Annotated in this window: 7 protein-coding genes; 1 reads left to right on the top strand and 6 read right to left on the bottom strand. The window is 54.7% G+C overall.

The features are described 5' to 3' along the window. Nucleotides 1-354: 354 nt before the first annotated feature. The 3 genes from K3729_02215 to hppD all read right to left on the bottom strand — a co-directional run bounded on the left by K3729_02215 (nucleotide 355) and on the right by hppD (nucleotide 3,014). Nucleotides 355-846 carry a cupin domain-containing protein gene (locus tag K3729_02215; GenBank protein ID UWQ99633.1) on the bottom strand — a complete coding sequence of 164 codons (492 nt, stop codon included), beginning with the start codon at nucleotides 844-846 and terminating at the stop codon, nucleotides 355-357. A 16-nt stretch (nucleotides 847-862) separates the two neighbouring features. Continuing rightward, complete coding sequence (locus K3729_02210) at nucleotides 863-1,834, bottom strand: aldehyde dehydrogenase (GenBank protein UWQ99632.1); 972 nt, start codon at nucleotides 1,832-1,834, stop codon at nucleotides 863-865. Nucleotides 1,835-1,919: 85 nt separating this feature from the next. Beyond that, on the bottom strand, nucleotides 1,920-3,014 hold the full coding sequence (gene hppD / locus K3729_02205; protein ID UWQ99631.1) for a 4-hydroxyphenylpyruvate dioxygenase: 1,095 nt from the start codon (nucleotides 3,012-3,014) through the stop codon (nucleotides 1,920-1,922). Nucleotides 3,015-3,143: 129 nt separating this feature from the next. On the opposite strand from hppD, the gene K3729_02200 reads away from it, so the two are divergent. Beyond that, on the top strand, nucleotides 3,144-3,605 hold the full coding sequence (locus K3729_02200; GenBank protein ID UWQ99630.1) for an Lrp/AsnC family transcriptional regulator: 462 nt from the start codon (nucleotides 3,144-3,146) through the stop codon (nucleotides 3,603-3,605). Here the strand turns inward: K3729_02200 and K3729_02195 are convergent. From K3729_02195 to K3729_02185, 3 genes are read right to left on the bottom strand one after another with little or no spacing between them, the layout of a single operon-like run. Next, a complete protein-coding gene (locus K3729_02195) occupies nucleotides 3,594-6,698 on the bottom strand; it encodes an AAA family ATPase (protein ID UWQ99629.1) in 3,105 nt (1,034 codons plus the stop codon). The two genes, K3729_02200 and K3729_02195, sit on opposite strands and share 12 nt — an antisense overlap. A 20-nt stretch (nucleotides 6,699-6,718) precedes the next feature. Next, on the bottom strand, nucleotides 6,719-10,762 hold the full coding sequence (locus K3729_02190) for a GMC family oxidoreductase N-terminal domain-containing protein (GenBank protein UWQ99628.1): 4,044 nt from the start codon (nucleotides 10,760-10,762) through the stop codon (nucleotides 6,719-6,721). Continuing rightward, the gene (locus K3729_02185; GenBank protein UWQ99627.1) at nucleotides 10,759-12,156 is read right to left on the bottom strand and encodes a metallophosphoesterase; all 1,398 of its coding nucleotides are present in this window, start codon (nucleotides 12,154-12,156) and stop codon (nucleotides 10,759-10,761) included. The genes K3729_02190 and K3729_02185 overlap by 4 nt, the downstream gene beginning before the upstream one ends. Nucleotides 12,157-12,246: the final 90 nt, after the last annotated feature.

The raw sequence follows: 12,246 nt of genomic DNA, 5'->3' as shown, positions 1-12,246 counted from the left end.
AAAACCGCCCCAAATCTGTCTCAATGTGGCGATTTTCGACAATCGCTTGTTTGTTGACCTCTGCCCATCCACGAAGCGCGACACACTGTAAACCAAAGCGACACAATTATCCGGGATTATTGCCAGAATTATAGGGGGAACTTCAGACGCAAGCTCCCCGACACCCAGTCATTGTTTCACCTTTAGCAACAACAGCACCACGCTGCTTTCTGCCTTATTCGAGCAATGGCATGACAAATTATTCGGCATGTTCAAGTGATTTTCCAAAACAATGCACCAAAGGGCAGTCTATTGGGCACGCTGCGTAGACAATATATCTCTGAATCGTCGCTGATAAAGACCCCGAATCACCCCTTACTTGATCTTGGCACCTGCAGTTGTCAGCCCGATATCGCCGTGATCAACGAGGTTCCAAGACAGGCCTTCGTTGCGATAAATACGCTTACCCAGACGCGTGTAATCCCCAACGTCGTGCGGCAGCCGTTGCCCGACAACAATGCATTGAAACGTCTCGGTTCCAGTGTTCTTGATCGAATGTGCGAGGCCACCCTTGCGATAGCCTATGAAATCACCAGGACCGATTTCGTGCGCTTCGTCGCCGATATAGGCTGTTGCGGTGCCCGCCAGCACGTAAACACATTCGTCTTCATGATGATGGACGTGGTGTTCTGTTGTCTCGCACCGCGGTTCGACCGAAATGATATGAAACCCGAACCCAGTCAGCCCTGTGAGGTCACCCAGAGATTTATTGATCCGCTGCGCATTCGGGTTCAGGAAATGGGTCTTCTGCAGACCTTCCATCTTTTCGATGTCATCAGCCTTGAGCACGTAATTGCTATCATCCATTGTCGGTCCCCTGTGATCACCCCATGCGAGCAGCCATTTCGAGCATACGGTTCGAAAAGCCCCATTCGTTATCATACCAGCCGTAAATCCGGACAAGCCCCCCTTGGGTCACGCGTGTTTCCGGCAAGGCGACGATCAGGCTTTCTGGGCGCGCCCGCAGGTCTGTGGATACGAGGTGTTTGTCGGTTGATCCAATGATACCGGATTGCTGGGAAAGCACGGCTTGCACATCATCAAGGGCGACTTTTGCGTCGACTGTCACGGTCAGATCAACGGCTGACACAGACGCCACAGGCACCCGAACTGCCGCCCCTTCGACGCGGCCAGCGGTTTGCGGCAGAACCTGATCCAGCAAGCGATGCGCCGAAGTTGTTGTCGGCACCATCGACAGGGATGCAGCCCTGCTGCGCCCGAAATCCCCGCGCGGCGCATCAATTGTGGGCTGGCTACCAGTGTAGCAATGGATCGTTGTCATCCAGCCTGTTTTCAGACCCCAAGTGTCGTCGATCAGCTTGACCAGAGGCGCCAAAGCGTTTGTCGTACATGACGCGTTTGAGACAATCTTTTGATCCGTCAACAGATGGTCGTTCGCATCCAGAACAAGCGTCACATCTGCGGCGTCGGATGGGCCGGAAATCAGGACACGCGATGCGCCCGCTTTCAAACCACGTGATGCGACGGCGACCGTTCCTGCGGTGCCTGTACATTCCATCGCCACATCGACGCCGGTCAGGTCAAGCGTGCTGAGATCATCGGTAGTGTGCAGTGGGATTGGCTTGCCGTTGATGACAAGGGCACCGTCTTGTAGCGCGACATCCCCACGGAACGGACCAAAGATACTATCGTATTCGAACAGGTGCGCGCATAGGTCCGGCGCGCATAGATCATTGACGCCAACAACCTCGACTTCTGGAACAGCACCATATGCCCATGCCCGCAATACGGTCCGTCCAATACGACCCAAGCCATTGATAAAGATACGCGTCATCCGCACCGTCCCCACATGAATTACGGCCAAGCTGCATCGCACCTTGGCCGTTCACAAGCGGTTTCGCGTACCAGATACAATCCGCCTAACTGGCTTTCAGCACACCCCGTGCGATCTGATCCGCCTCGATGCTTTCGAACAAGGCCTTAAAATTACCCTCGCCAAAGCCATCGTCGCCTTTGCGCTGGATGAATTCAAAGAAGATCGGGCCAATCACAGTCTTCGAGAAAATCTGCAATAGGATGCGGGTTTCACCGCCGTCGAGCACACCTTCACCGTCAATCAGAATGCCGTGCTTGCGCATCCGATCAAGCGGTTCTTGGTGACCGCCGACGCGTTCCTTCGAAAGATCGTAATAGGTAGGCGGCGGGGCTGGCATAAACTTGATCCCGCGCTCTGAAATCTCGTCAGTAGCGGCGTACAGATCGCGGGCACCTACGGCGATGTGCTGTATACCTTCGCCATTGTAGCGCTTCAGGTATTCGACAATCTGACCGGTTTCGCCGCGGTCTTCGTTGATCGGGATACGGATACGACCACAAGGTGACGTCAGAGCGCGGCTCATCAGACCCGAATGCTTGCCAGAGATATCAAAGAACCGAATTTCGCGGAAATTGAACAAATCGCCGTAGAATTTGAACCAAACGTCCATGTTCCCCTTATGCACATTGTGCGTCAGGTGATCGAGGTAGTGAAAACCAACGCCTTCGGGATGCGCATCAGACACCCAGTCGAATTCGGCATTGTACGGGTTCGTGTCATAGTAATCTTCAATGAAGTACAGCAGTGACCCACCGATCCCTTTGATCGCGGGGACATCCATGATTTTGCCGTCGCCTACATAAGGTTCGGCACCCATTTTCACGGCATGATCGAATGCATGTTGGGCGTTCACGACACGCCAACCCATGGAAGGGGCGCAAGGACCGTGTTCGGTCACAAAATCCATGCCATGCGTACCAGCTGCGTTATTGATCACATACGTGATGTCGCCCTGCTGCCAAAGTTCGACAGCTTTGAATTTATGCGTAGCCGTATGCGTGTAACCCATTTTGGTGAACAACACGCGCAGTTGTTCGGGGTCTTCGTGGGCGAATTCAACGAACTCAAATCCGTCAGTCCCTGCAGGATTTTCATCGGTGATTGTGGCGCGTGGCGCGTCGTGTGGAAACGGACCCATTGGAAACTCCATATTTGCTTTTCACCACCGTATCGCACGAAGGGTGCGGCAAGGGCGCGAATTTCTAGATTGGATCTGAGAATGCACGTCAATCTTGCGCATATTTGTAAAATCACGCATGAATGACGCATGAGACCACTTGACCAAACAGACGAACATTTGCTTGCCTTGCTGCAAGCCGATGCGCAGACATCTGCTGCAAAGCTGTCCCAAACCTTGAACTTGTCGGCATCTCAAATCAGCCGCAGGCGGCAACGCCTTGAAGAAGACGGCTACATCACTGGCACGGTTTGCAAGGTCGATGCCGTCAAAATCGGCCTGACGGTTCAGGCATTTATCCAAGTTCAAACTGACGCCCACACGAAAGAAACCCACGCATCGTTTCTCAGGCTGATCAAAACGCGGCGCGAGATTACAGGCGCGTGGACCATGACCGGCGACGCCGATTACTTGCTGCGGGTCTATTGCGCCGACCTTCCGGCATTAAACAGGTTCACCCAAGACGTGCTTTTGCCGCATCCGTCAATCGGGCGGGTGCACAGCCAAATTGTGATGGAAGACCTCAAGGACGCAAGCGCCCTACCCGTGTAGTTTATGCAACGCATCTTCGGCGCGCGTCATGAGCACGGCCATCCCTTCGGCGGTCGCAATCTCAAGACCCTCTTTCAGTAGCGTTTCAGCACGCTTATGTTCACGGTTTGACAAGGCAATCAGGCCCAATCCGATCTGGGCGCGCGCAAAATGCGCACCTCTTGGGCCACCTAGGTTTGTCGTGAAGGTCTTCAAATCGGCAGCCGCACGGCGCTTTGCGGTCAGCTTGAGTTGCACAAAAAGAGCAATGTCCGCGATGCCCGGTTTGTCTTTGGCAAAGACAGGACGGCCTTCTGGGGCTTCTGCGTCAGGATCGATCAAACCCGCAATGGCCAACAAAATTTCTGACCTCAGGATATAGGTCTGCCGGATCAGGTTGATATTGCCCTTCGCGTCCACGTCTTTGATCAGGGCATTGATCAACCGCCAGCCCAAGGAAAGATTACCATTCTTGACTGCCAACACGACTTCGATCCAATCGAGGGAATGGATCAGGTTGTAATCACCTAATTCCCAAACACGCGCCCGCAAAGGGCGCAACCGCTTCCGCACATCAGCAACGGGATACATAAAGCTGTGCGCGAATACTTCGATACACGTCGATGCGTAGTAGTCCGCCGTGCCCGGAATGGCGTCACGCATGCTTACTTTCACCGCGCGGTATGTCGCCTCAGGATTGCCTTCGACCGTGTAGACCAGCGCGCGCGACCATTGGGCGAAAGACAAAGCACGACGATCATTTTGGGTCCGCGCAGCATCCGCAATTGTATCCGCCACCGCAAGCGCGCGCACGCGCCGCCCCGAAGACCGGTAAATCGACGACAACAGATAGAGAGCAGTCATCGCCAGAAACCGGTCACCCGCAGCAACGGCAACGGGTTCCACTTCGGCCGCTAGCCGTTCGACATTTTCAAGCGGTTCCCAGTTCGTTTCTTCATAGATCCGCATCAGGACAACCTTGGCCCACGCAGCCCCCACCGCATCACCCGCTATGCCCGCGTCAGTTAGTGTCGTTTTCGCCAGCTTTAGCGCGGTTTCATAATCGCGCAGATGCGTCAGGGCCATTGCATGCGACGTCCGCGCTTTGCCCAGATCCGGCGTATATCCGGCCTTCTCCAACCGCGGAAAAATCCGCGTTGCGATCGCGCGGGACCGATTGTGCTGCACCGAAATATCCAACACGTGAAACCATGTCGCAGCCATTTCGCCCAGCGCCATGTCATCAATAACGGTTGGGTCCGCCTCTATCATTTGCATGGCTTGTTCGAGGTTTTGGTCCGCCTCTTCCAAAGCGTATGTCGCCAATTGAAGCTTTGCGGATTTGATCAGGTAATGAACGGCCCTGGGCGGGACACCTGCCTGCACAAAGTGATAAGCAAGCTGACTGATACGTTCCGTCAGCTTTGTCGGGCTTTGTTCAATCGCGATTGCAATGCGGTGATGAATGTCTGCCTTCGCGCCCGTCAACAGCCCCGCGTAAACCGCATCCCGGATCAAGGCATGCGCAAAACGCCAACCGCCGCCGGATGTTGCTTCGACCAATCCAACCATTTGATCCAAGTCACTTGTGCAATCGTCCCGCTCAGTCGCCGCATTTAGAATATCAGTTGGAAAGTCTCGCCCGATTGCAGCAGCCACTTGCAACATCGCCTTCTGGTTTTCAGGTAGACGATCAACGCGGCTCAGTACCATCTGTTGCAAGTTACCAGTCAGATAGTCATGGCAGTCGCCCTTGATCTCTAGTCCGTCGGGGCCATCATGCAACGCATCACCCTGACGCAACGCGCGCGCAATTTCGACAGCGATCAACGGATTTCCTTCAGATTTTTGCGCAATATCATCTGCCATTGCTGGCGAAATGGCGCGCGCAAACCCCGTCTCAACGATGCTGCGGATATCAGCCTGCTTCAACGGTTGCAGGTTGAAGGTGGTCGGCGCATTCGGATCAATCCAAACTGGCAGATGTGTGGGTCTGCTTGTGGCGATCAACGGGACAGGATCGTCCTTGAGCAATCCGATCAGATCATGTGTCGCCGTATCAATCCAATGCACATCTTCGATCACAAACACGGCGCCATTCAATCGAGACAACCCGCGCAAAATTGCCATAAGCGCATCGCGTTCCTGCAAAACACGCGTCAGCGGATCGGTATGATCATCCTTTGGTTGGATTGCCTGAGCGATCAATGCGGGATCGCAAATCTCGGGCTGAGATTTATGCAGCGCATCCAGCGCGACGGTAAAATCTGGCTCAGCCCCAACAGAGCTGGCTTGACGAATAATGTCATATATCGGTGCAAACCCGACCTGCCCCATTGGAGCGCATTGTCCGACAAAGACGGGCCTGTCTTTCATCCGCCCGATGACTTCAAACAACAATCTTGATTTGCCTATGCCAGGCGGGCCGATGATCGCGGAAATGCCGGCAGACGACTGCGCATCAAGGATTTGATCAAGCTCGACCTCGCGACTAACAAATGCGGGTGCCGCACTGTGGCGCGCGCCTTCAAATCGTGATCGGGGTGCCGTGACGCCATCCATTTGATGAACAAGGACAGCAACCCGATAACCTTTCACAGGTTGCGGCCCCAGATCCGAGGTCCGTAAAAATCCGTCGGTTTCCCGTCGGATGTCTTCGGACAGCACGATGCAGCCGGGGTCTGCGATGGCCTGTAATCTGGCGGCCAGATTGACGGAATCGCCAACAACTTTGACATCCTGATCACGCCCTTTGATCACCATGACATTCCCGCCCGCAATGCCGCTGCGAAATTGGGGGGCGACACCAAATTTCGCGTGAAGCACATCAACATCGCCCGCAATGCCCTGCTGGAATGCCCATGCTGCTTTACAGGCCTGAAGGCTGGCGTTTTCAAGCGCGCGTGGCGCGCCAAATGCAGCCAAAAACCCATCGCCCGCCGTATCGATCACCTGACCGCCGTGGGCCGTCACTTGGGCTTTGGCCATGGCAAGAACGTGTTCTAGCAGCGCAAAAACCCGTTCATCCCCAAGCTGTTGCAGGATCCGGGTGAAGTCGACCATGTCGACCGCCAGCATGGCCGTCCACCGCTTTTCGCCAAGGGGATCCGTCACGATTTCACCATAAGTTGACGCTAGGTCGTGTCGTCCAACGTGGCAAGTAAATGCTGAAACACATCCCGTGCTGCGTCTTTGCCGATAAAGCAGTCCATATGCCCGTAATGCGGGATGACCTTGCGGCTGTATCGTGACTGGTGATCCGGGAAAGCATCGTGCAACCACTTCAGGGACCGGATCGTCGCTTCTGGCATCATTTCTTGATTACAGTCACCCGCGATAAAATGAACAGGCATCGTCATACGCGCGACACCATCAAGGTAATTGGTCTTGCCATCCATACTGACGGCGTGCCCTTGCCCGAATATCTTGGCGATGTGTTGGAATGGTTTGGGATGCACCGGCCCAAACAAGTGACGGATCGCGTTATGTGTCGCCTGATTTAATTGTGGATGATGGTAGCTGGGCCCAAAGAAGAAATTGATCCGATGGCAAGTGGGACTGTAGCAATCCGACGGCGCAAAATTCGGAACTTTCCAAAGCAGACCGTCGATAGCCGGATCAAGATCAGGACCAATCATCGTCAAGCTCGGGGATCGCGGCTCCACCGTCTCAACACCCGTCTTAGCCATAGACGTCAGAACCGGCCCAAGGTTCATCAGATCGACCAAACCCCACATGTTTTCAGGTAGACCTTCACCAACATAGCGGGCCAAACCTGCATCTGCTTTGGCGTAATTCGCCCAGTTTGTAACCGCATGTGGACCCGTTTGGGATGCGATAATCGACCGGACCCGTGTTTCACCCGCAAGCACGGCCATGAACAGTGACATCGATGCTATACAATGAACGATTGTCTGTACGTCCACCACATCATCAGGGGTGTTTTCTAGAACACAGCTAATCGCGCTTGGCCAATCCACCATCGCCACATCATCAAGCGTGAATGGTTGCCTGCTGGCAGCGATGTCGCCGCTGCCGCGATAGTCGAATAGCCAGACATCGTAACCGGCACGGTACAGCACCTGAACAAGATTGGTGTGGACGGTGGACAACGCAAAAGACGACGCCTTTGTCCCGAAACCACCCGCCAGCATGACTGGGCCCTTGCCGCCCCCATCATAACGGGTCAATTTGACGGTCAGGTCATCCCCCACGCTTGGATAAAAAACCGTGGGTTCCGGTAGGTCAGCGGGCGGGATGTCATCGCCAGCGTCCTGTGCTGGAAAGTTCATTAAATAGGCGTAGATATCGCCATAACACCGCGCAATCGTTCCTACGAAACGGGCAGCGACCTGCTGTTTCGATGCGGCCTCTAGCGCGGATTGTGCTTTTGTATTCTCGGCTTTGCGATCAAGCAGATACGCCATGGCTTGGATCACTCTTGCCCGCACTTCTGAATTATTCAAAACGTCAGGCAAAGTCTTGATCGTTTCACTGTCGAACTGCATGTCGCCATACATATTCTCAAACGCCTGACGGAGATCTTCGCCGCCGTACCCGATTTGAACGGAGCTGGCTTGCCGCATCGCTTCTTCGACACCAACTACCAAAATACCCTGCGCGACCAGCATATCGTCATGAAAGATATCCAGTTCGATTTCCGTCAAATCAGTCCACCAATGGGACTGTTCACGCCGTTTGATCGTCTTGATGCCGTTAAAGGTGAAGGTGCGCCCAACATGATCCTTCGGGTTCAATTTGCCAGAATATCGCATTTCCCAGCATTCAACCTTGTCCGTGTTCGGCATTAAAAATGCGAATTCGCCTTCGACGTCAAAGGTGCCCCCTAAAAACGGACTGGTAAATTCACCCTCTGTGATCGTGGCAATGCCGTCAGGCGGAGTCAGCGTTGCACGGATCTGCGGCGTCTGAATGACCGTTGTTAACGTCGTTACCTCGGGCACGGCGGCGGCGACCTGATAGGGCCGCGTGGGACGCGGGGTGTCGTTCAGGCCATTTGCGGAAATGTGACCGACCATCGTTTCATTCAACGTGGCAGTTGGCGAAAAATCACCCATGTGATCTTGCAGAACCGACATCAGACTTGGTCCATCAGGGTCATCATGCGCGACCAAGATCGCGTCTAGCACAGTGATGATTTGTTCAAGCGCCGGACCAATAGCCTCTTTCATCACTGCGTCGTTTTCGACGAGCACCAGCAGGTCATCGGCGGAAATGATGGGGAATTCAGGATCGGTGTCAGAATTGACGTAGATTCTGTAACCAATGACGACACTTCTCCAAGCCGTCGCCAGCGCGTTGCGGGCATCGTCATATTCCTCAGCGGCAATCGCGACCTGACAAGACCGCAGCGGTTTCATCAACCGCTTCAGCAAATTGTACGGATCAGCCTGAACATCTGCGCTATCGCCTTTTGGCAAGGGGGCAAGATCGGTCCAGTCAATCGTCCAATCTTGCGCCTCAGCCAGACGTTCCATCGCCCGTTCTGCAACAGCCGTGATTGTCAGATGTGGGTTCACGCCGACACCGTGGGGCAAGGCTGCACCGTCACAAACGTACAACCCGTCATGAACGCCGCCGTCAGGATCGAAGACTTGGCAATCGGCGTTCACCACGCCATCCGCAGCCGTTTCCCCCATGCCGCAGCCACCGATGGGATGCACTGTCATCACACGGTTCCCAAAAGCATCCTGCCAAAACGGAAGCGGCATAAATTCGGCTTTGATCGCATCACTGCCTTGGCGCAGCACCTCCGCATCACCGACAATCGCCGGATCAAGACCTGCATCCGGCCAATCCACGACGATCATATCGCCTGACATTTTCAACACCCCGTCAGAGGCATCATGGCTCATTACCAGATATGGCAAGGTCCGTGAAACGGGGCCATCGTAAGACGTCTCGGCCAGCTGTGACGGATCATCAATCAACGCAGCCCCGAGATCAGCGGCATCTTTCAAGCGTTCTGTGACGTCCCCGAACCGGAACGGATCGCCCATCAACGCCTCCATCATCGGTAAAACAGCCGCATAACCTGCCGCCAATGCGCCGGGCATGACGCCTTCTTCGATGATCAACCCATCTTCCAGCTTTTCGGTGCGATCACGCAAATCGATCATGCCGGTGATGCAGGGACCGGGCAGATAGCGGTCCTGTGTCTCCGCCGTGACGGTCCGATCACCCGCGCCGACACCGTACACCGGCAATCGGCCGTCGCCGTCAGCCATGTTGGCGTTGTACCCAAAGGCCCAAACATCACCATTGCCCGAAAACCGCTGCCCCAACTGCGCACTGACAGGCAATCCTTTAGTTCGACTGCGCATCAAAATTTCAGTCGTGCCCAATGTGCCAGCAGCCAAGATCACAATCTTAGCGGTCAGGACCCGATCACCGACCGTGACTGCCCAACTGGTTTCATGCGTCTTTGGATCAACAATCGTCGTCACATAGCGGACTGACGCACCTGTGAATATCTGCGCATCGTGGCGCCAAGCATCCAACAAATAATTCATGAGGACCGTGTTCTTGGCCCCGTAATTGCAGCCAGACACGCAATCGCCGCAGTCGTTGCAAGGCGGCTGCCAAAGCCCTGCCTTTGTGTGCTGCCCGTCAAACGTGACGTTGATATCGGGCCGCAGACAATCGGCACCCAGTCCGTCCGCCACCTTTTTAAGAGCCTCGAACTTAGGCTTTGTACGCGGATACGGGGTAGAGCCCAGCATCTCGCGGGCCCGCGCATAGTAAGGTTTCAGGATATCGGCGTTTTGCGAGAACGGGGCAGGCCAATGTTTGAAAATACGCGGGTCCGCTTCAATCGCGACATTGGCGTTAATTAGGGACGTCCCACCTAATCCACACCCGACAAGCACATGCACACCATCATTGATCCGCATATCGTAAAGACCATCAGGTTTCCCTAATACTTCCTCTGTCTTGCTCAGGTGGACCTGAAATTCACCCATCGCCGCTGACATTTCACGCGGGTAGTCGCCCGGATGAATTTCGCGACCGCGTTCTAGAACCGTGACAGCCTGACCAGTGCGCGCAAGCCGGGATGCAGCCACGCCGCCCCCGTAACCGGACCCGACGACAATGATTTTGTGATCGACAGGTGCCTTCGAAAAGCATCGCGAAAGCGGCGGCAGATAAAACGTCATGACGATACCCTCTGCGCGGTCAAATCAAGCAGCAACGCTTGGCGATCGACGTAAGCTACCCGAACAGTTTCAGCGAAATCAGACAGGATGCGCTGCATGTCAGGGGTCGCCAAACGCGCCTGCAGGTCTTTGACAAACGCCTGCATACTGGCGCGGGGTTCGCTAAGAACCTCAAGATAGCCAAGTGGCACAATTCCGGCTTGCGGCGTCATAAAAAGACGCAGAGCCACGACATTCAGGTCATCGTCGATCAACACCATCGCCGCCCCTTCTTTGGTATCAAGTCGCGGATCGTTCAGCACCCAACCGCCCGTGTTGTAGACCTTTAGCGGCACGTCAAAACCGGACACCTTCATCCGTTCCGAAAAGGGTTTGTGTGTATGGCCAAAGATCACGGTCAAATCCTCGGGCACATGCCCCAATTCATCCATGATCTGTCGCCGTATCGGACCACCCATGAAAGACGCGAAACCGTCACGACCTTTGGTGGTAAGGGATTCGATAACGGCGAAACGTTCGGTGTCACGGTATTTGCCGACAGTGGCGTCCAACAGCACACGGGACGCGATCCGCAGCACTTCTTGCACGCGCAGATCACCTGCCAAAGGCAGCTTTTCACCCATATCGGCGCTGACAATTTCGGCGACTTGGGCAGATAGCTTCCGAAAACCCGTGCTTGTCAGCAGGTTCTGATACAAATCACTGGCATTACTCGATAGTCCCGCGTCGCCAATGGTCGACCAAAAGAAATCAATCCAACCAGCGTTTTCACCAGCAATATCAGCGACAGTCAGCTCCGCACGATCACCGCTTGAAAAGATGTCGCGCAACGTGCTGATCAGCAGATATCCTTCCTCAAAGAAATGCCCGTGATGAAACAGAACTGCGCGGCCATCCTTTTCAATTCCAATATTCGGATACCGCAAATCGACATCGCCAAAGCCCGCATCTTTGACCAGAGCGTCCAACATCCGGCTGCGTGCATTTGGCGCTTCGCGAAATGCGGGGGTTGCGTTGCGATAGGTTACGCCATTTGACGACATCCCAGCGACGTCTAGCGCAAGCCGGGCGTCGGTCCATAAAGCGTGATCGTGATTGCCTGCTGTCGCTACTACTTTGTCTGCAAAACAGCCGCTTTTTTGCAGACGCGTCAGAAAACCTTGTGCATTGTGATAAGCATGGGTGCGGTCCGAAAATTGCAGGTCCAGCACATCCCCCAACAGTATCAGCTGCGGTTTGTCTTGCACGCCCAACAAGGCGCTGACCACATCGACAAAACCATGCGTGACAGGGCTGGGTTCGGGCGGCCTTATCGCGCCGTCTTCGGGTAAATTCATCAGAAGACTGGTCGGCGCACCGGCGTGTAAATCCGAAATACAGACGTATCGCAGCATGACCTTCCCCCCTCCACAACCACCCTGTGCAGCCCAGTTCCACCTGTCAACCTATGCGAAGGACAGGGATCGCACGACCAATGCTTGACC

Source organism: Rhodobacteraceae bacterium S2214, from assembly GCA_025141675.1.
GTDB lineage: Bacteria > Pseudomonadota > Alphaproteobacteria > Rhodobacterales > Rhodobacteraceae > Yoonia.
The sequence above is the reverse complement of the archived record's forward strand: the minus strand, read 5'-3'. Positions and strand labels throughout refer to the sequence as shown.